Here is an 18,829-nt window from a genome sequence, read left to right on the forward strand (position 1 = left end):
CCCGACACATCTTCAATCCCCTGATCACCCGGTCGAGTTGAGCTGGTACCTCGGGAGGGTGCAGAGGGGAACGCGCGCACGGAAAACACGAGGGCCGCACCCCGTACGAGACGGGGTGCGGCCCTCAACCGCGTGAGCTGACCGCTTACTTGCGGATCAGGCTGCGCAGCACGTACTGCATGATGCCGCCGTTGCGGTAGTAGTCCGCCTCACCGGGGGTGTCGATGCGGACGACCGCGTCGAACTCGACACCGGTGTCGGTGGTGACCTTGACCGTGCGCGGCGTGGTGCCGTTGTTCAGCTCGGTGACACCGGTGAAGGTGAAGGTCTCCTCGCCGGTCAGGCCCAGGGACTCGGCCGAGGCGCCCTCGGGGTACTGCAGCGGCAGCACGCCCATGCCGATGAGGTTCGAGCGGTGGATGCGCTCGTAGGACTCGGCGATGACGGCCTTGACGCCCAGCAGCGCGGTGCCCTTGGCAGCCCAGTCGCGGGACGAGCCGGAGCCGTACTCCTTGCCGGCCAGGACGACCAGCGGGATGTTCTGCTCGATGTAGTTGCGCGAGGCGTCGTAGATGAAGGAGACGGGGGCGTCTTCCTTCGTGAAGTCGCGGGTGAAGCCGCCCTCGGTGCCCGGCGCGATCTGGTTGCGCAGGCGGATGTTGGCGAACGTACCGCGGATCATGACCTCGTGGTTGCCACGGCGGGAGCCGTAGGAGTTGAAGTCACGACGCTCGACACCGTGCTCGGTGAGGTACTTGCCGGCCGGGGTGTCGGCCTTGATGGCACCGGCCGGGGAGATGTGGTCGGTGGTGACCGAGTCGCCCAGCTTGGCCAGCACGCGGGCACCGGCGATGTCGGAGACCGGGGTGGTCTCCATCGTCATGCCCTCGAAGTAAGGGGGCTTACGGACGTAGGTGGACTCGGTGTCCCACTCGAAGGTGTTGCCGGTCGGGATCGGCAGCGCCTGCCACTGGGCGTCGCCCGCGAAGACGTCCTGGTAGGACTTGTTGAACATGTCCTCGCCGATGGCGTTGGCCACGACGTCGTTGACCTCGGCCTCGGTCGGCCAGATGTCCTTGAGGTAGACCGGGTTGCCGTCGGTGTCGATGCCGAGGGCGTCCTTGGTGATGTCCACCTTCATGGAGCCGGCGAGGGCGTAGGCCACGACCAGCGGCGGGGACGCCAGGTAGTTCATCTTGACGTCGGGGTTGATCCGGCCCTCGAAGTTGCGGTTGCCGGAGAGCACCGAGGTGACGGCCAGGTCGTGGTCGTTGACGGCCTTGGAGACCTCCTCCGGCAGCGGGCCGGAGTTGCCGATGCAGGTGGTGCAGCCGTAGCCGACGAGGTTGAAGCCGACCTTGTCGAGGTAGGGGGTCAGGCCCGCCTTGTCGAAGTAGTCGGTGACGACCTTGGAGCCCGGGGCGAGGGTGGTCTTGACCCACGGCTTGCGGGTCAGGCCCTTCTCGACCGCCTTCTTGGCCACGAGCGCGGCGGCGACCATGACGTAGGGGTTCGAGGTGTTGGTGCAGGAGGTGATCGCGGCGACGGTGACGGCGCCGTGGTCGATCTCGTAGGTCGAGCCGTCGGGGGCGGTCACGGTGACCGGCTTCGACGGGGCGCCGTTGGGCGTGTTGGCCGGGGCGTCGGAGGCCGGGAAGGACTCCATGCCCGCCTCGTCGACGGTGTCGACGTAGTTGCGGACGTCCTGCGCGAACTGCGCGGCGGCGTTCGCCAGGACGATGCGGTCCTGCGGGCGCTTCGGGCCGGCGATGGAGGGGACGACCGTGGAGAGGTCGAGCTCCAGCTTCTCGGAGAAGTCGGGCTCGGCGGCCGGGTCCAGCCAGAGGCCCTGCTCCTTGGCGTACGCCTCGACGAGCGCGACCTGCTGCTCGGAGCGGCCGGTGAGCTTGAGGTACTTCAGCGTCTCGCCGTCGATCGGGAACATCGCGGCGGTGGAGCCGAACTCCGGCGACATGTTGCCGATGGTGGCGCGGTTGGCCAGCGAGGTGGCGGCGACGCCCTCGCCGTAGAACTCGACGAACTTGCCGACGACGCCGTGCTTGCGCAGCATCTCGGTGATCGTGAGGACCAGGTCGGTGGCGGTGGTACCGGCCGGGAGCTCGCCGGTCAGCTTGAAGCCGACGACGCGCGGGATGAGCATGGAGACCGGCTGGCCGAGCATCGCGGCCTCGGCCTCGATGCCGCCGACGCCCCAGCCCAGCACGCCGAGGCCGTTGACCATGGTGGTGTGCGAGTCGGTGCCGACGAGGGTGTCGGGGTAGGCCTGGCCGTTGCGGACCATGACCGTGCGGGCCAGGTGCTCGATGTTCACCTGGTGGACGATGCCGGTGCCCGGGGGGACGACCTTGAAGTCGTCGAAGGCGGTCTGACCCCAGCGCAGGAACTGGTAGCGCTCCTTGTTGCGGCCGTACTCCAGCTCGACGTTCTGGCCGAAGGCGTCCTTCGTACCGAACTTGTCGGCGATGACGGAGTGGTCGATGACCAGCTCGGCCGGGGAGAGCGGGTTGACCTTCGCCGGGTCGCCGCCGAGCTCCTTGACGGCCTCGCGCATGGTGGCGAGGTCGACGACGCAGGGCACGCCGGTGAAGTCCTGCATGATCACGCGGGCCGGCGTGAACTGGATCTCCTGGCTGGGCTGGGCCTGCGAGTCCCAGTTGCCCAGCGCACGGATGTGGTCGGCGGTGATGTTCGCGCCGTCCTCCGTGCGGAGCAGGTTCTCCAGCAGCACCTTCAGGCTGTAGGGCAGACGGGCGGAGCCCTCGACCTTGTCCAGCTTGAAGATCTCGTACGACTCGTCGCCCACCTGCAGCGTGCTACGGGCGTCGAAGCTGTTCGCCGACACGACAGTCTCCTTCATGCATGAATTCGCGTACTGCGGCAATCCTGCCGTCACGTGATCGCGTCCATCCGTTAAGGTGTGCCTTAGTTAGGCAAGCCTTACTGGCGCGACAGCGGTACGCCTCTCGTCAGATATCTCGATGTCGAGATAACACTAGTACATCGCCGTGGAACGGTCATGCCCCGACGGGCCCGGACTCAGTTCGGCGCGCCGTTCTCCACGTCGCGCAGGAACCCTGGTACGCGGCGGTTGAGCATCGCCGCCGGTATGGCGTGGCCCGCCCCCGCGACGATCTCCGTGCGGGCGTGGGGCAGGAAGCGGCGGGCCCTGGCCATCGAGCGGCGGGGGTCGGCGGCGCCGCTTCGTTCGCCCAGCAGGAGGAGTGTGGGCGTGGCGATCGAGCGGAGTTCGTCGTCGCGCACCCGCTGGGGCGGCACCAGGTGGCCGCGGAAGCCGCGCATGGCCGCCAGGGCGAGGCGCGTCTGGTCCTCGGCGGATCTCCCGCTCTCGCCCGTGTCGCCGGTGAGGCGGGCCAGGAAGTGGCGCCGGACCTCGTCGGAGCCGCTCAGGAGGGCGCCCAGGGCGCCGAGGACGAAGCCGGGCCGCAACGGGGCCAGGGCGCTCGGCGGGTCGAGAGCGGTGATCGACGCGAGCCGGGCGGGGGATCGTACGGCCTGGTTGAGCGCCAGCCAGCCGCCGTAGGACGCGCCGACCAGATGCACCCGGTCCAGGCCCAGCCCGGCCAGGACCTCCTCCAGCCAGTCCGCGCTGTCGTCCGCGGAGGCGATGGGGGCCGTCTGGGTGCTGCGGCCCGGTTCGCCGACGCGGTCGACGGCCAGGACCGGGCGGTGCTCGGCGAACGCGGCGACACTGGACGCCCAGACGGCCGGGGTCGCGTTCGCGCCGGGCAGCAGGACGACCGGCGTGGCGTCGGCCCTGCCGTGGCCGTACACCCGGGTGGTGCCGAAGCGCGTGGGGACGTCCCGCTGCTCGCGCGGGCGGGGCCACCGTTCCATGGCGCGGTCGTAGGCCGCCAGAAAGCGCGCCCTCGCCAGTTCGTCGGTGAACGAACCCAGCCTTCCGCCCATGCCTCGACCCCCTTCTCCCGGCGGCTCCTCGCGACCGCCCCGAAGTGGATCTTCGCAGGGGTGTGGTGGCCGGCTTCAGCCGGGTAGGGACCGCCCCCGGGCGAGCCCGGCACGTACGAGGGAGAGCACCTCGTCGTCGGAGAGCCCGAGCGTCCGGGCCTCGGCGACCAGCCGGCGGACGCCCTCGACGACGCGGGCCCGGCCGGGGGCGGAGTCGCCGGCGGTGACCACGGCCCCGCGTCCCCTGCGCAGTTCGATCAGCCCCTCCTCGCGCAGGCGCTGGTAGCCGCGGAGGACCGTGTGGACGTTGACAGCCAGGGAGTCGGCCAGGGCGCGGGCGGCGGGCAGCCGTTCGCCGGGGCGTACGGAGCCGTCGGCGATGGCGCCGCGCACCGCGGCGGCGATCTGGTCGCCCAGCGGCAGCGGGGAGCCAGGGTCGAGGCGGAGCAGCATCTCAGCGCCCCCGGCCGGCGCGGTCGCGGTCGACGAGGGCGTTGAGCAGCGCGGCCGCGGTGGCCGCGTCGTCGACGGTGACCGCGAACTCGCTGCCGGTGGCCAGCCGGGCGACGAGGGCGTCACCGGAGCGCAGGATGAGCCCGCTGCGGCCGGGGTGGGCGCGGTAGCCCCAGCCGCCGAAGTCGGCGACGGGACGGATGTCGCGGCTGCTCGCCTCCTCGATGCGGTCGAGCGGGATCCGTATCCGGGGCCGGGGCAGCCAGGGCAGACCGGCGGTCAGTCCGTGCCGGTCGACGGTGACGCGCAGGGCGCGGAAGGCGAGGAACATCAGACCGTTGACCAGGAAGGCCAGTGACCACACCCAGCCGACGGCCACGGCGAGGACGGCGCCCAGCGCGAGGGACGCCGAGCCGGTGAGGGCCAGGGCGCGGGAGCCGGTCGTACGGGTCCACGCCACGCTCTCCCCCTGCCCCAGCGTCAGGCGGGGCGGCTCACCACCGGGGGTCGGCGCGGGCTCGGCGGGCGGGTGCGGGGCGTCCCGGCCCGTCAGCAGCAGGCCGAGACCGGCCGCGGCCGCGGCGACGGCGAGGGCGGGGAGCAGTCCCCCGACCGGCAGCCGCACGTCCTCGGCGGACGCGGCACGGGCGTTGCCGACGAGGAGCCCGATCAGCAGGGAAGTGACGAGGCCCGCGACGCCGTAGGCGAGGGCCATGACGGGGCGCGTGCCGATCGGCTTCGCGCCGGCGCGTTCGCCGTTCAGCGCGAGGACGCAGGCCGCGAAGACGGCGCCCGGCACCAGGAGGAGCCCGAGCGCGCCGTACGGAAGCGCGCCCAGGCTCGTATACCCGTCGGCGCGCCCCTCGGTCGCGAAATGTGTGGCCACCGGGTCCGGCAGCCGGTCCCGCAGAAAGAGGAAGACCGTCAGGAAGGCGGCACAACACAGCAGGTAGGGCGCCAGGACGACGGCGACGCGGCGCCGGTTCGTCGCGCGGTGTGCGGACACGTTCACCATGACCTCCAAGTTGTTCGCATAGTAGTAGAACAATGCCGAAGGGGGAAGGAATCTCATATCTGAGATACCGTCTGACGCATGACCGACGCATACCTCGCCCGTATCGGCAAGCTCATCCGCGACGCCCGACAGCACCGCGGCTGGACCCAGTCGCAGCTCGCGGACGCACTCGGAACCAGCCAGAGCGCCGTCAATCGGATCGAGCGCGGAAATCAGAACATCAGCCTTGATATGATCGCCCGCATCGGTGAGGCGCTGGACAGCGAAATCGTCTCCCTGGGTTACGCCGGGCCCATGCATCTCAGGGTGGTCGGCGGACGCCGCCTCTCCGGCGCCATCGACGTCAAGACCAGCAAGAACGCCTGTGTGGCGCTGCTGTGCGCCACCCTCCTGAACGCCGGCAAGACCACCCTGCGCCGGGTCGCGCGGATCGAGGAGGTCTACCGGATCCTGGAGGTGCTCGGCAGCATCGGCGTCAAGGCCCGCTGGATCAACGACGGCGCCGACCTGGAGATCGTGCCGCCCGCCGAGCTGGACCTGGCCTCGATGGACACCGAGGCGGCCCGCCGCACGCGCAGCGTGATCATGTTCCTCGGCCCGCTGCTGCACCGCATGGATCAGTTCAAGATCCCTTACGCGGGCGGCTGCGACCTCGGCACCCGCACCGTGCAGCCGCACATGACGGCCCTGCGCCACTTCGGCCTGGAGGTCACCGCCACCGACGGCACCTACCACGCCCAGGTCGACCGTTCGGTCGCACCCACCCGGGCGATTGTGCTGACCGAGCGGGGCGACACCGTCACCGAGAACGCCCTCCTCGCCGCGGCCCGCCACGACGGCGTCACCGTCATCCGCAACGCCAGCTCCAACTACATGGTCCAGGACCTGTGCTTCTTCCTGGAGGAGCTGGGTGTAAGGGTCGAGGGCATTGGCACCACGACCCTTACCGTGCACGGCGTCACCACCATCGACCGCGATGTGGACTACGCGCCCTCCGAGGACCCGGTCGAGGCCATGAGCCTGCTCGCCGCCGCCGTCGTCACGGAGTCGGAGCTGACGATCCGCCGCGTCCCGGTGGAGTTCATGGAGATCGAGCTCGCCGTACTGGAGGAGATGGGCCTCGACCACGAGCGCAGCCCCGAGTACCCGGCGGACAACGGCCGTACGCGGCTGCTGGACCTGACCGTGCGTCCCTCCAAGCTGCGCGCGCCGATCGACAAGATCCACCCGATGCCGTTCCCCGGCCTCAACATCGACAACGTCCCCTTCTTCGCGGCGATCGCGGCCACCGCGCAGGGCCAGACCCTCATCCACGACTGGGTCTACGACAACCGTGCCATCTACCTCACCGACCTCAACCGCCTCGGCGCCGACGTCAAGCTCCTCGACCCGCACCGGGTCCTCGTCGAGGGCCCGACGCGCTGGCGCTCCGCCGAGATGATGTGCCCGCCGGCCCTGCGGCCCGCCGTGGTCGTCCTGCTGGCGATGATGGCGGCCGAGGGCACGTCGGTGCTGCGCAACGTCTATGTGATCAACCGGGGTTACGAGGACCTCGCGGAGCGGCTCAACACGATCGGCGCCCAGATCGAGATCTTCCGCGACATCTGAGTTCGCCCGAGGCCAGGTGGCCTCAGGGTCGCTGTGGGCCGTGTGGGGGCCGTCGTCCGGGGCATCTTCCTACCGCAGACTCGCCAATGGGATGACGTCTCAAGTTGGCGGAGGCTCCGCGTGCGGGCGCCTCGGGTGACGGGGCGGGTCTTCCTCAGTCGTCGAGTAGCCGCCATGCCGTGAGGGCGAGCCTGACCCGCATCAGCCCGGTGGGTTCAGTGAGTTCGATGCCCAAGGACTTTCCGATCTGTTCGAGTCGGCGGGCGACGCTGCTGTGGTGCAGGTGGAGGAGGTCGGCGGCCCGGCGTAGGGAGCCGGTGGCGCAGTAGGTGTCCAGCGTCTCCATGTCTTCCGGGTTGGCAGAGATCCGGGCGATGCTGGCCACGTCCGCGTTGTCGCGCGAGGCGTCCTGGGGTATCTCGGCCAGGAGCGCCAGCGCGCCCAGGTCGGCGTAGCGGACGACCGGTTCGCGGGTGCCGGCGAAGCGGAGGGCGGTGCGGGCTTGCCGCCAGGAACGGTCAGGGCTTTCCGCGGCGCCGACGCCCGCACGTACACCCGCCGGAAACCGGGCCATGTCGATGGTGGTGGCCAGGATGACGCCCACGTCGGCGAGAGATGCCGCCTTCACCGGGCCGGCCGGACACAACAGGCCGCCGAGCTGATCGAGCGGGAGCTGAGACCGTACGGCGACGACGCGGACCGGCAGGTCGGCGGCGAAACCCAGCAGCCGAAGCGCCCGGGCTCTGGCCGCCTCGTCGCTGCCGGCGCCGATTGCCAGTTCGACGAGGGCGGGGTCGGCCATGGTGGTGCGGGCCGGGCCGTACTGCTCGGCGACGGCCGCGGCAGCGATCGCGAGCCGGTCGAGGAGCACTTCGTCGAGGGGATTCGGCGGGCCGGGGCGCTCCAGCCACACCGCGCCGATCTCCTCCTCGTCCAGAGTGATCGGCACCGTGGTGGACGCGGGTGCCGGCGGGGTGGACGCCTGTCTGCCGTCGGGCGAGACGCGGGTGACCCGCCCCGTTCCGTGGAGCCGAATCCCTGCCATGCACTCGGCCAGGCCCGCCGAGGCCCGGGCGAGCGCCGGGAGATCCACCCGTCGGCGCATCAGCGTGTCGTAGAACGCGACGATGCGCATCGCGCCGTCGATGTACGGATCCAGTCCCGACAGCCGAACGGCCAGTGCTTCCATGGCAGAAGGATAGAAGGACGGGGCTGCGCCGATCGGTGCATGATCGCGGTGGGATGCGCGACGGATGGCGGGTGACCCACGGGGGGACGACCGTGAGGATGGTCGTCATGGATCCCGAACTCGAAGCATTCATCCCGTTTCTCCCGCAACTCGACATGAACGACCCGGTCACCTCGCGTAAGAATTTCTCCGAGCGTGCCGCCGCGGCGCCGGCACCGGACACCTCGGACATGGTGGTCGAGGACCGCACGGTGTCCGCCGAACCGGACGTGGCGGTGCGGGTCTACCGCCCGCACCGGTCGCAGGGCGCCATCGTCTGGCTGCACGGCGGCGGCGGGGTCTTCGGTGACCTGGACACCGAGCACCCCTGGGCCGCCCGGATCGCGGGCCTCTCAGGGGCGACGGTGATCTCGGTGGGCTACCGGCTGGCGCCCGAACACCGGTTCCCGGCCGCCCTCGGCGACGCCTATGCCGTACTGACCTGGACGGCCGAGCACGCGGACGAACTGGGCATCGATCCGGCGCGGATCGCGGTCGGAGGACACAGCGCCGGCGCGAACATCGCGGCCGCGGTGGCCCTGCGGGCACGCGACGAGCAAGGCCCGGCGATCCACTTCCAACTGCTCAACCAGCCGGGCCTGGACGACCGGCAGCAGACGTGGTCGGCCCGGAACTTCACCGACACACCGTGGTTCAACCGCGACAAGCTCGCCGCAGCCTGGCGGCACTACCTGGGCTCCCAGCCCGCCACACCGTACGCCGCCCCGGCGCGGGCCACCGATCTCTCCGGCCTGCCACCGGCCTACATCGCCACCGCCGAGTTCTGCCCCAACCGCGACGAGGGCATCGAATACGCGCTGCGCCTGCTGCAGGCGGGCGTACCGGTCGAGCTCCACCAGTGGCCCGGCACCTTCCACGGATCGCAAGCGATCCTGTCCGCCGAGGTCTCGCAGCGGCAGAACGCCGAACTCGGCGCCGCCCTGCGCCGTGCCCTGGCTGCGTGAGCGGGAAATGCCGACCGGCACGGGGAAAGTCCCCGGTCCACTCCACTCATTGATCACGAAAGGACGGACGTCGTGAAGACCCGACTGGCGATATGGGGAACCGTGGCCGCGCTGAGTGTCTGCGCGGGCACGGCGGCGGCAGCTACCGCACCCGACGGGACGAGGGCCGCCCCGGCCGCCGGCGCGAGCCCCGCGACCGGCCTCGATCCCGGCGCGCTGCAGTCCGCCCTGGACGGTGTCCACCGTGCCGGCATCCCGGGGGTGTACGCCGAGGTGCGCGATGCCGGCCAGACCTGGCGCGGCGCCTCCGGGGACGCCGATGTCACGACCGGCCGTCCCGTCACGCCCGACATGCGGCAGCGCGTCGGCAGCATCACCAAGACCTTCACGGCCGCCGCGATCATGCAGCAGGTCGAGCAGGGCCGGATCCGGCTCGACGCGCCGATCGGCGACCATCTGCCGGAGCTGGTACCGGGCGAGCGCGGCAGGAAGATCACGGTCCGGATGCTGCTCAACAACACCAGCGGCCTCCCCGACTACATCCGCTACGCGTTCCCTTCCCTGGGGGAGAGGTCGTCCAAGAGCCTGGACGACAACCGGTTCAGACAGTTCCGTCCGGCCGAACTGATCAAGATGGGCGTCGACGCGCCTCCCGCGGGCGAACCGGGAGCCACTCCGGGGGTGTACTCCAACACCAACTACCTGCTCCTCGGCCAACTCCTGGAGCGGGTGACCGGTACCACGGCCGAGGAGTACATCACCCGGAACGTCATCGAGCGAGCGGGGCTCCGGCGCACCGGGTTCCCGGGCGGGCCGCGTATCACGGGACCGCACTCGCGGATGTACGAGGCCCTGTGGGGCGGGATCGACCCCCCGCGCGACTACAGCGTCTACAACATGTCCTGGACGGGGACGGGGGCCGCTCTCGTCTCGACCATGGACGATCTCAACCGTTTCTACGGCAAGCTGCTCGACGGCAGGATCGTCAGCCGGGCGTCGCTGGCTGAGATGCAGCGCACGGTCCCGGTCGTCGCCCTGGACGGAACGCTGATCGACTACGGGCTCGGTCTGCACAAGGTCGGCACCCGGGACTGCGGCACCTTCTGGGGCCACGACGGGACGGTCTGGGGGGCTGGAACGATCTCCCTGACCCGGGCCGACGGCAAGCGCCAGATGTCCGTCGCGGTCAACCTTCAGAGGTGGAACAAGCCGGACTCCTCGGGAAAGCCGCAGCACCATCCCATCGACGACGCGCTGAAGACGCTGTACCGGCAAGCGATGTGCGGCAACGGAAATGCCCAGGCCAAGAACGCGTCCGCCCCTGGAATCGATCAGGATGCCCACCGTCGGCCCTGAGCACCAGCCGGGCTCATTGGGTACGGAGGTGCAACCAAGGCGGGTCCACCTGTTCCCGGGGCCGTCTTCGGGCCGTGCGGGGCGGCCGGTGACGACCGAGGATGACAAGCGACGCCGGTCCCGCCCCAGCCCAGCAAGCGTCTTCGCACAAACGCCCGAGGCCAGGGGACCGAGCTGTAAGTTCCGCGACATCTGATACGGCCGCAGGTCAGGAGGCTGCTTCGGCCCCTCGCCCCTCGGACGGCCAGTTCCGGGTCGCGGGGGCGGGCGGGGCGGACGAAGCTGGCTGCATGAGTGAACCCGTTCCTCATCCGGATCTCGCGGCGCACCCTCATGGGAGGCGGCGCCGGCGGTGGCCGTGGGTGCTGCTCGCCGTGGTGCTGCTGCTGGCCGGTGGCTGCGCGGTGCTCGTGGTCAGTCTGTCGAACGAGGCGGACAAGACCGTCAGGGTCACCTATGAGGTCACCGGTGACGCGCGCGAGGTGAACATCGCCTACTCGACCTGGGAGGGCGGGGAACGGCGCACGCAGCACGAGGCGTCGCGGGCGCTTCCCTGGCGCAAGGAAGTGCGCACCAAGGGCTTCGCGAAGGGCGGCCTGCTCGCCGTCAGCATCGGTTCCGGCGGTGGCACGGCCCGGTGTTCGGTGACGGTCGACGACGACGCGCCGAAGACGGACTCCGCCACCGGCGCCGGCGCCACGGCCACCTGCACCGGCTTCTGAGGCGCCGGTCACGGCCGTCCGGGCACCTGCCTGCCTACACTCCCCGGGTCGACAGGGAAGAGGTGACCGCGGTGGCGACGCGAGCGGATCTGGTGGTGGCGCTCAAGGAGGGGCGGCTGGCCTTCGCGCTGGGCGAGCGGGTGGAGGACTGCCCGTACGCCGCGGGGGATCCTCTGCGGGCCGCCTGGTTGCGGGGCTTCGTCGCGGCGCGGGAGGAAGAAGCCGAGGGGACCGGAGGCTAGAGGTCGGGCAGGACCGCGATGCCGTCCAGTTCGACCAGTGCCTCCTCGTCCCATAGGCGGGTCGTGCCGACGACCGCCATGGCCGGGTAGTCACGGCCGGCCAAGCGGTTCCAGATCAGCCCGAGTTCGCGGGTGTGGGCGCGGTAGGCGGCGATGTCCGTGGCGTAGACGGTGACGCGGGCCAGGTCCCGCGGTGCGCCGCCGGCGGCGCGCAGGGCGGCGAGGAGGTTGGCCAGGGCCCGCTCGAACTGTTCCGTCAGGCCGCCCTCGATCAGCTTGCCGCCGGTGTCCAGGGCGGTCTGGCCCGCCAGGAGGACCAGCTTGCCGCCGGTGGCCGTGACGGCGTGGCTGAAACCGATGGGCGGGGACAGTTCGGCGGGGTTGATCCGCTCCAGGCTCATCGGTACAGCTCCTTGGCGACGATCGTGCGCTGGATCTCCGTGGCGCCCTCGTAGACGCGCGGGGCGCGGACCTCGCGGTAGAGGTGTTCCAGGAGGTGGCCGCGCTGGAGGGCGCGGGCCCCGTGCAGTTGTACGGCGGCGTCGACGACGTCCTGCGCCGTCTCAGTGGCGAACAGCTTGGCCATCGCCGAGCGGGCGGCGACGCCGGGCTCCCCGGCGTCGTACGCCGACGCCGCCGCGTACACCAGCAGCGCCGCGGCCTCCGTGCGGGTGGCCATGTCGGCGAGGCGGTGGGAGACGGCCTGGAGGTCCTTCAGCGGGCCGCCGAACGCGTGGCGTCGGCCCGTGTGGGCGACGGCCGCGGCGAGGGCGGCGCGGGCCATGCCGACGGCGAAGGCGCCGACGCTCGGCCTGAAGAGGTCGAGGGTGCGCATGGCGACGCGGAAGCCGCCGCCGGGCTCGCCGAGCACGTCTTCCGGGCCGGCCGGGACGGCGTCGAAGGTGAGGGTGCCGACGGGGTGCGGGCTGAGCATGTCCAACGGGCGGCCCGCGAGACCGGCCCGGTCGCCCGGGATCAGGAAGGCCGTCACGCCGTGCGCGCGGGGCGCCTCTCCCGTGCGGGCGAAGACGGTGTACAGATCGGCCTCGGGGGCGTTGGAGATCCACGCCTTCTCGCCCGTGAGACGCCAGCCGGCGCCGTCCCGCTCCGCGCGGAGCTCCAGCGCCGCCGCGTCGGAGCCCGCCCCCGGCTCGCTCAGCGCGAACGCGGCGACCGCGCGGCCCGCGGCCACCTCCGGCAGCCACCGGGAGCGCTGCGCCGCGGTGCCGGACCGGTGGACGGGGTGCGCGCCGAGGCCCTGGAGGGCGAGGGCGGTCTCGGCGTCCGTGCACTCGAAGGCGAGGGACTCGCGCAGCAGGCACAGGTCCATGGCGCGTACGGGCCCTTCGGCGGGGAAGAGCCGGGCGAGGAGGCCGAGTTCGCCGAGGGCCGCGACGAGGGGCCGGTTGACGCGGCCGGGCTCGCCCGCGTCGGCGAGGGGGCGCAGCCGCTCGGCGGCGAGGACGCGCAGGTCGGCGCACCAGGCCCGCTGTGCGGCGTCGAGTGCGAACGGGGTGGCCACCGGCACGCTCCTTCTCGATCGCTTATCGCGGTCTGTTGACTGCCGTCACCAAGTCGCTACGCTGACAGCGGACCCGCATGGCTGGCAAGACCCCCGTTCACCTCCTTTGTTCCTCGGCGCGAGGGGGCGCATCCGCGATGGAGCTCATGCCGTCGGCCCATGTCGACACCTTCTCCCGCGAGCACCTCCCGCCCGCCGAGGAGTGGCCGGACCTCCGCCCCGCCGCCACACCGGACGGCGGTCCGCGCTACCCCGGGCGGCTCAACTGCGGCGCCGAGCTGCTGGACCGGACCGTGACCCGGCTGGGCGCGGACCGGCCCGCCGTCCATGACGGTACGGGCGGCGTCTGGTCGTACGGCGAGCTCAAAGGTCACGTCGACCGGATCGCGCACGCGCTCCACGACGACCTGGGCGTCGTCCCCGGCAACCGCGTACTGCTGCGCGGCCCCACCACCCCGTGGCTCGCCGCCTGTTGGCTGGCGGTGATGAAGGCGGGCGCGGTGGCCGTGACGGTACTGGCCGAGCAGCGCCCCCGGGAAGTGGCGGCCATCTGCGAACTGGCCCGCATACGGCACGCCTTGTGCGACGCCCACTCCGCCGACGACCTCGCCGCCGCGTCCGTCACCCTTGACGACGCCCCCTTACGGATCACTCCGTACGGGGGAAATTCAGCGGCCGACCTTCTGCGGCTGGCAGCGGATAAACCCTCATCGTATGCGCCGGTGGACACCTCCGCCGACGACGTCGCCCTGATCGCCTTCACCTCCGGCACCACCGGACGCCCCAAGGGCTGCCTGCACTTCCACCGGGACGTGCTCGCCACGGCCGACACCTTCTCCGCGCACGTGCTGCGCCCCCGCCCCGATGACGTCTTCGCCGGCAGCCCGCCGCTCGGCTTCACCTTCGGCCTCGGCGGCCTGCTGGTCTTCCCGCTCCGCGCGGGCGCCTCGACGCTGCTGACCCCCTGGGCCGGACCGGAGCGGCTGCTCCAGGACATCCAACGGCACCGCGTCTCGGTGCTGTTCACCGCCCCGACCGCCTACCGCTCCATGCTCACCCGGCTCGGCGCCCACGACACCTCCTCCCTGCGCAGATGCGTCTCCGCCGGTGAACACCTGCCCGCGGGCGTGTGGCACGCGTGGCGGCGCGCCACCGGGCTGCGCGTCATCAACGGCATCGGCGCCACCGAGATGCTGCACATCTTCATCTCCGCCGCCGACGACGCCATCCGGCCCGGCACCACCGGCCTGCCGGTCCCCGGCTACGAGGCGCGCGTCCTCGGCCCGGACGGCCGTCCGGCGCCCGACGGCGCACCGGGCCTGCTCGCCGTGCACGGCCCCACCGGATGCCGCTACCTCGGCGGCGAACGGCAGGCCGACTACGTACGCGACGGCTGGAACATCACCGGGGACACCTACATCCGCGAACCCGGCGGCCACTTCCGCTATGTCGCCCGCGCCGACGACATGATCGTCTCGGCCGGCTGCAACATCGCCGGCCCCGAGGTGGAGGAGGCCCTGCTGCGCCACCCCGATGTGATGGAGGCGGCCGTCGTCGGGCGCCCCGACGAGCGGCGCGGTGAGATCGTCGTCGCCCATGTGGTGTTGCGGGCGGGGGTACCGCGCTCCGAGGAGACCGCCGCGGCGCTGCGGGAGTTCACCAAAAAGGAGATCGTTCCCTACAAGTGCCCTCGCGAGATCGAGTTCCTGGACGCCCTCCCCCGCACGCCCACCGGCAAACTCCAGCGCTTTCGACTCCGCAACGGAGCTTTACAGTTTCCCCGTGACTGACCAGCAACCACTTCATACTCCTCGGTCCCTCATCGTCACCTTCTACGGCGCGTACGGTCGCGGAAGCGCCCACCACCCGGGCGGCCGCCCCGTGCCGATCGCCGCCCTGATCAGGTTGCTGGGCGCCGTGGGCGTCGACTCGCCATCGGTGCGCTCCGCCGTCTCCCGGCTCAAACGCCGCGGACTGCTCGTCGCGGGCCGCACACCGGACGGCGCGGCGGGGTACGGGCTCTCCGACGCGGCCCGGCAGTTGCTGGAGGACGGCGACCGGCGCATCTACGGCCGCTCCTCCGCGCGGTCCGCCGGGGGCTGGCTGCTCGCGGTGTTCTCGGTGCCCGAGGAGGAGCGGCACAAGCGGCACCTGCTGCGCTCGCGGCTGGCGCGGCTGGGCTTCGGCACGGCGGCGCCCGGCGTGTGGATCGCCCCGGCGCACGTGTACGAGGAGACCCGGCACACCCTGGAGCGCCTGGAACTGGCCCCCTACGTCGACCTGTTCAAGGCCGGTCACCTCGGTTTCGAGGCCACCGCCGACGCGGTGGGCCGCTGGTGGGACCTGGCGGCCCTGGCGCGCCGGCACCACGCCTTCCTGGAAGCCCACGAGCCCGTCCTCCACCGCTGGTCGCGGCGGCGGATGGTGTCGCCCGAGGACGCCTACCGCGCCTACCTCCTCGCGCTGGACTCCTGGCGGCGGCTGCCCTACGCCGACCCGGGGCTGCCGGCCTCGCTGCTGCCCGCGGACTGGCCGGGGCTGCGGGCGGCCCGGGTCTTCGCGGCCCTGCACACGCGGCTGCGGGATGCGGGGGCCAGGTTCGTGCTCCCCCACCTGAACTGAGCGACGTGTCGGGGAGGAGCCGCGTCAGGCGCTGCGGCCGGTCGGCGGCTTGCGGCTGCCCGCGCGGTACGGCGGGGGCCAGGGCGCGCCGGGACCGGTGTAGCCCTGGTCGGCGGCCGCGTGCAGGGTCCAGTGCGGGTCGTAGAGGTGGGGGCGGGCGAGGGCGCACAGGTCGGCGCGGCCGGCGAGGATCAGTGAATTGACGTCGTCCCAGGAGGAGATGGCACCCACCGCGATGACCGGGACGCCCGCCTCCTGCCGGATGCGGTCGGCGAAGGGCGTCTGGTACGAGCGGCCATGGGCGGGCCGCTCGTCGGGGACGACCTGGCCGGTGGAGACGTCGAGGGCGTCGGCGCCGTGGGCGGCGAAGGCGCGGGCGATGGTGACGGCGTCGTCGGCCGTGGTGCCGCCGTCCGCCCAGTCGGTGGCGGAGATACGGACGGTCATCGGGCGGTCGGCCGGCCAGGCGGCCCGTACGGCGTCGAAGACCTCCAGGGGGTAGCGCAGGCGTGCCGCGAGGTCACCGCCGTAGGCGTCGTCGCGGTGGTTGGTGAGCGGGGAGAGGAAGCCGGAGAGCAGATAGCCGTGCGCGCAGTGGAGTTCCAGGAGGTCGAAGCCGGCGCGGGCGGCGGCTTCGGCGGAGCGGACGAACTGTTCGCGTATCGCCGTCATTTCGGGCCGGGTCAGGGCGTGCGGTATCTGGTTGACGCCGGGCCGGTAGGGCAGCGGGGAGGGGGCGACCAGGGGCCAGTTGCCGTTCGGCAGCGGCTGGTCGATGCCCTCCCACTGGCGGCGGGTGGAGCCCTTGCGGCCGGAGTGGCCGAGCTGGACGCCGATGGCCGTGCCGGGCGCCTGGGTGTGGACGAAGTCGGTGACGCGGCGCCAGGCACGCTCGTGCTCGGGCGCGTACAGGCCCGTACAGCCGGGGGTGATGCGGCCCCGGGCACTGACGCAGACCATCTCGGTCATGACGAGGCCGGCGCCGCCGAGGGCGCGGGCGCCGAGGTGGACGAGGTGGAAGTCGCCGGGGGTGCCGTCGACGGCGGAGTACATGTCCATGGGCGAGACCACGACGCGGTTGCGCACGGTGAGTCCGCGCAGCCGGAAGGGGGTGAACATGGGCGGGGTGCCGGGCGGTATGCCGGCTTCCGCCTCGACCGAGGCGACGAAGGCCGGGTCGCGCAGGCGGAGGTTGTCGTGGGTGACGCGGCGGCTGCGGGTGAGGAGGTCGAAGGCGAAGCGGCGGGGTGGCCGGTCGACGCGGCCGGCGAGGTCCTCGAACCATTCCAGGCTGGCGCGGGCGGCGCGCTGGGTGGACTCCACCGCGGGTCGCCGCCCGTTCTCGTACGCGGTGAGGGCGTCGGCGAGGGCGCCGGCCGGCCGGTCCCGGAGCCGGTCGGCGAGGGCGAGGGCGTCCTCGACGGCGAGCTTGGTGCCGGAGCCGATGGAGAAGTGGGCGGTGTGGGCGGCGTCGCCGAGGAGGACGGTGTTGCCGTGCGACCAGCGGGCGTTGACGACGGTGCGGAACGCGGTCCAGGCGGAGTGGTTGGAGCGCAGCGGCCGCCCGTCGAGGGCGTCGGCGAAGTACTTGCCGCACTGTTCGACGGATGCGGCCTCGTCGCACCGGTCGAGGCCGGCGCGCCGCCAGACCTCCTCGCGCATCTCGACGATGACCGTGGCGGCGTCCGGCGCGTAGGGGTAGGCGTGCAGTTGCATGATGCCGTGCTCGGTCTCGGCGATCTCGAAGCGGAAGGCGTCGAAGCCGGCGTCGGCGGAGAGCCAGATGTAGCGGCAGCGGTGACTGGTGAGCGTGGGGCGGAAGTGTTCCCGGTGGGCTTCGCGGGTGCGGCTGTTGACCCCGTCGGCGGCGATGACGAGGTCGTACGAGCGGGCCAGCTCGGCGGCGGGTGGCGCCTCGGCGCGGAAGCGCAGGTCGACGCCGAGGTCGCGGCAGCGCGCGCGGAGGATCTCCAGGAGGCGGCGGCGGCCGAGGGCGGCGAAGCCGTGGCCGCCGGAGCGCAGGGTGGTGCCGCGGTGGACGACGTCGATGGCGTCCCAGCGGACGAATTCCCGCCGCAGCGCGGTGTGGACGGCGGGGTCGGCGCTCTCGATGCCGCCGAGGGTCTCGTCGGAGAGGACGACGCCGAAGCCGAAGGTGTCGTCGGGGGCGTTGCGTTCCCAGAGGGTGATCGTCCGCTCGGGGGCGTGACGTTTCAGCAGGGCGGCGGCGTAGAGGCCGCCGGGGCCGCCGCCGATGACGGCGACCCGCTCCGCGATCACCGTCCCCGCCAGACGGGCGGCCGCTTCTCGGTGAAGGCGGCGTGGAACTCGGCGTAGTCGGCGCTGTTCATCAGCAGCGCCTGGGTGGCGGCGTCGAGTTCGATGGCGGCGGCGAGCGGCATGTCGAGTTCGGCGGTCAGCAGGGCCTTGGTCTGGGCGTGGGCGAGGGCGGGGCCGTCGGCGAGGCGGCGGGCCAGGGCCATGGCCGCGGCGGCGCTCTGCCCCTCGGCGGTCAACTGGCTGATGAGTCCGATGCGTTCGGCCTCCTCGGCGCGTACGGGCTCGCCGAGCATCAGCAGCCGGGTGGCGTGGCCGAGGCCGACGACGCGGGGCAGGAGGTAGGCGGCACCCATGTCGCCGCCGGAGAGGCCGACCTTGGTGAAGAGGAAGGCGAAGCGGGCGGTGGGGTCGGCTATGCGGAAGTCGGCGGCGAGCGCGAGGACGGCGCCGGCGCCGGCGGCGACCCCGTGCACGGCGGCGACGACGGGGAAGGGGCATTCACGTAACGCCCGTACGACCTGGCCGGTCATGCGGTTGAAGTCCAGGAGCCGGCCGGTGTCCATGGCCAGGGTCGCGCCGATGATGTCCTCGACGTCGCCGCCGGAGCAGAAGCCCCGGCCCTCGCCGCCGAGCACGAGGGCGCGTACGGATCCGTCGCGGGCCAGCTCGGGCAGCAGGTCGCGCAGGTCCGCGTAGGCGCCGAAGGTGAGGGCGTTGAGCTTGTCGGGGCGGGCGAGGGTGACGGTCGCGACGCCGGCGTCGAGGGTCAGGCGCAGGTGCCGCCACTCCTCGGTGCGGGACGCGGAACCGGTGAACGGGCTCATGGAGCACGGCCTCCTTCAGCCGGGGGGCTGGTGCCTGCCCTGCG

At 72.1% G+C, this 18,829-nt stretch carries 16 protein-coding genes; 7 read left to right on the forward strand and 9 right to left on the reverse strand.

The genetic code is table 11. The features are described from left to right. Positions 1-145: 145 nt before the first annotated feature. The 4 genes from acnA to ACZ303_RS22225 all read right to left on the reverse strand — a co-directional run bounded on the left by acnA (position 146) and on the right by ACZ303_RS22225 (position 5,416). Positions 146-2,863, reverse strand: coding sequence for an aconitate hydratase AcnA (acnA, locus tag ACZ303_RS22210; protein WP_467341577.1), 2,718 nt, complete (start codon positions 2,861-2,863; stop codon positions 146-148). Positions 2,864-3,057: 194 nt separating this feature from the next. Then, positions 3,058-3,948 (reverse strand): alpha/beta fold hydrolase, encoded by an 891-nt coding sequence (locus tag ACZ303_RS22215; RefSeq protein WP_467341579.1) that lies wholly within the window; start codon positions 3,946-3,948, stop codon positions 3,058-3,060. A 75-nt stretch (positions 3,949-4,023) separates the two neighbouring features. Next, positions 4,024-4,401 carry a GntR family transcriptional regulator gene (locus ACZ303_RS22220; RefSeq protein ID WP_467341581.1) on the reverse strand — a complete coding sequence of 126 codons (378 nt, stop codon included), beginning with the start codon at positions 4,399-4,401 and terminating at the stop codon, positions 4,024-4,026. Position 4,402: 1 nt separating this feature from the next. Continuing rightward, positions 4,403-5,416 carry a DUF1648 domain-containing protein gene (locus ACZ303_RS22225; protein WP_467341583.1) on the reverse strand — a complete coding sequence of 338 codons (1,014 nt, stop codon included), beginning with the start codon at positions 5,414-5,416 and terminating at the stop codon, positions 4,403-4,405. Between the two features lie 78 nt (positions 5,417-5,494). Here ACZ303_RS22225 and ACZ303_RS22230 point away from each other — a divergent pair, with 78 nt between their 5' ends. Then, entirely contained in the window at positions 5,495-7,024 is a 1,530-nt protein-coding gene (locus tag ACZ303_RS22230) for a helix-turn-helix domain-containing protein (protein WP_467341585.1), read from the forward strand. A 154-nt stretch (positions 7,025-7,178) separates the two neighbouring features. Here ACZ303_RS22230 and ACZ303_RS22235 read toward each other — a convergent pair whose 3' ends face one another. Beyond that, positions 7,179-8,213 (reverse strand): helix-turn-helix domain-containing protein, encoded by a 1,035-nt coding sequence (locus ACZ303_RS22235; protein ID WP_467341587.1) that lies wholly within the window; start codon positions 8,211-8,213, stop codon positions 7,179-7,181. Between the two features lie 107 nt (positions 8,214-8,320). Between ACZ303_RS22235 and ACZ303_RS22240 the strand changes: the two genes are divergently transcribed. The 4 genes from ACZ303_RS22240 to ACZ303_RS22255 all read left to right on the forward strand — a co-directional run bounded on the left by ACZ303_RS22240 (position 8,321) and on the right by ACZ303_RS22255 (position 11,537). Continuing rightward, entirely contained in the window at positions 8,321-9,217 is an 897-nt protein-coding gene (locus tag ACZ303_RS22240; protein WP_467341589.1) for an alpha/beta hydrolase, read from the forward strand. A gap of 216 nt (positions 9,218-9,433) precedes the next feature. Beyond that, positions 9,434-10,573 carry a serine hydrolase domain-containing protein gene (locus ACZ303_RS22245; RefSeq protein ID WP_467341863.1) on the forward strand — a complete coding sequence of 380 codons (1,140 nt, stop codon included), beginning with the start codon at positions 9,434-9,436 and terminating at the stop codon, positions 10,571-10,573. Positions 10,574-10,863: 290 nt separating this feature from the next. After that, positions 10,864-11,295, forward strand: a complete 432-nt coding sequence (locus ACZ303_RS22250) for a hypothetical protein (RefSeq protein ID WP_467341591.1) — start codon at positions 10,864-10,866, stop codon at positions 11,293-11,295. Positions 11,296-11,366: 71 nt separating this feature from the next. Beyond that, on the forward strand, positions 11,367-11,537 hold the full coding sequence (locus ACZ303_RS22255; protein ID WP_467341593.1) for an Rmf/CrpP fold protein: 171 nt from the start codon (positions 11,367-11,369) through the stop codon (positions 11,535-11,537). Here ACZ303_RS22255 and ACZ303_RS22260 read toward each other — a convergent pair. Both ACZ303_RS22260 and ACZ303_RS22265 read right to left on the reverse strand, forming a co-directional pair. Further along, on the reverse strand, positions 11,534-11,938 hold the full coding sequence (locus ACZ303_RS22260) for a RidA family protein (protein ID WP_467341595.1): 405 nt from the start codon (positions 11,936-11,938) through the stop codon (positions 11,534-11,536). The two genes, ACZ303_RS22255 and ACZ303_RS22260, sit on opposite strands and share 4 nt — an antisense overlap. Then, entirely contained in the window at positions 11,935-13,059 is a 1,125-nt protein-coding gene (locus tag ACZ303_RS22265; RefSeq protein ID WP_467341596.1) for an acyl-CoA dehydrogenase family protein, read from the reverse strand. The genes ACZ303_RS22260 and ACZ303_RS22265 overlap by 4 nt, the downstream gene beginning before the upstream one ends. A gap of 137 nt (positions 13,060-13,196) precedes the next feature. On the opposite strand from ACZ303_RS22265, the gene ACZ303_RS22270 reads away from it, so the two are divergent. Together ACZ303_RS22270 and ACZ303_RS22275 are read left to right on the forward strand one after the other, a co-directional pair. Beyond that, a complete protein-coding gene (locus tag ACZ303_RS22270; protein WP_467341597.1) occupies positions 13,197-14,849 on the forward strand; it encodes an AMP-binding protein in 1,653 nt (550 codons plus the stop codon). Then, positions 14,842-15,681, forward strand: coding sequence for a PaaX family transcriptional regulator (locus ACZ303_RS22275; RefSeq protein ID WP_467341599.1), 840 nt, complete (start codon positions 14,842-14,844; stop codon positions 15,679-15,681). Before ACZ303_RS22270 ends, ACZ303_RS22275 begins: the two co-directional genes overlap by 8 nt. 24 nt (positions 15,682-15,705) lie before the next feature. Here ACZ303_RS22275 and ACZ303_RS22280 read toward each other — a convergent pair whose 3' ends face one another. Then, complete coding sequence (locus tag ACZ303_RS22280) at positions 15,706-17,961, reverse strand: bifunctional salicylyl-CoA 5-hydroxylase/oxidoreductase (RefSeq protein ID WP_467341600.1); 2,256 nt, start codon at positions 17,959-17,961, stop codon at positions 15,706-15,708. After that, the gene (locus ACZ303_RS22285; RefSeq protein ID WP_467341601.1) at positions 17,958-18,785 is read right to left on the reverse strand and encodes an enoyl-CoA hydratase family protein; all 828 of its coding nucleotides are present in this window, start codon (positions 18,783-18,785) and stop codon (positions 17,958-17,960) included. The genes ACZ303_RS22280 and ACZ303_RS22285 overlap by 4 nt, the downstream gene beginning before the upstream one ends. Between the last annotated feature and the right edge of the window lie 44 nt (positions 18,786-18,829).

The sequence above is a fragment of the Streptomyces sp. NPDC023527 genome (genome assembly GCF_055560115.1).

Coding starts and splice junctions, on each gene's coding strand:
- ACZ303_RS22215 (WP_467341579.1), bottom strand. CDS start 3,948: ATGGGCGGAAGGCTGGGTTCGTTCACCGACGAACTGGCGAGGGCGCGC.
- ACZ303_RS22220 (WP_467341581.1), bottom strand. CDS start 4,401: ATGCTGCTCCGCCTCGACCCTGGCTCCCCGCTGCCGCTGGGCGACCAG.
- ACZ303_RS22225 (WP_467341583.1), bottom strand. CDS start 5,416: ATGGTGAACGTGTCCGCACACCGCGCGACGAACCGGCGCCGCGTCGCC.
- ACZ303_RS22230 (WP_467341585.1), top strand. CDS start 5,495: ATGACCGACGCATACCTCGCCCGTATCGGCAAGCTCATCCGCGACGCC.
- ACZ303_RS22235 (WP_467341587.1), bottom strand. CDS start 8,213: ATGGAAGCACTGGCCGTTCGGCTGTCGGGACTGGATCCGTACATCGAC.
- ACZ303_RS22240 (WP_467341589.1), top strand. CDS start 8,321: ATGGATCCCGAACTCGAAGCATTCATCCCGTTTCTCCCGCAACTCGAC.
- ACZ303_RS22250 (WP_467341591.1), top strand. CDS start 10,864: ATGAGTGAACCCGTTCCTCATCCGGATCTCGCGGCGCACCCTCATGGG.
- ACZ303_RS22260 (WP_467341595.1), bottom strand. CDS start 11,938: ATGAGCCTGGAGCGGATCAACCCCGCCGAACTGTCCCCGCCCATCGGT.
- ACZ303_RS22270 (WP_467341597.1), top strand. CDS start 13,197: ATGGAGCTCATGCCGTCGGCCCATGTCGACACCTTCTCCCGCGAGCAC.
- ACZ303_RS22285 (WP_467341601.1), bottom strand. CDS start 18,785: ATGAGCCCGTTCACCGGTTCCGCGTCCCGCACCGAGGAGTGGCGGCAC.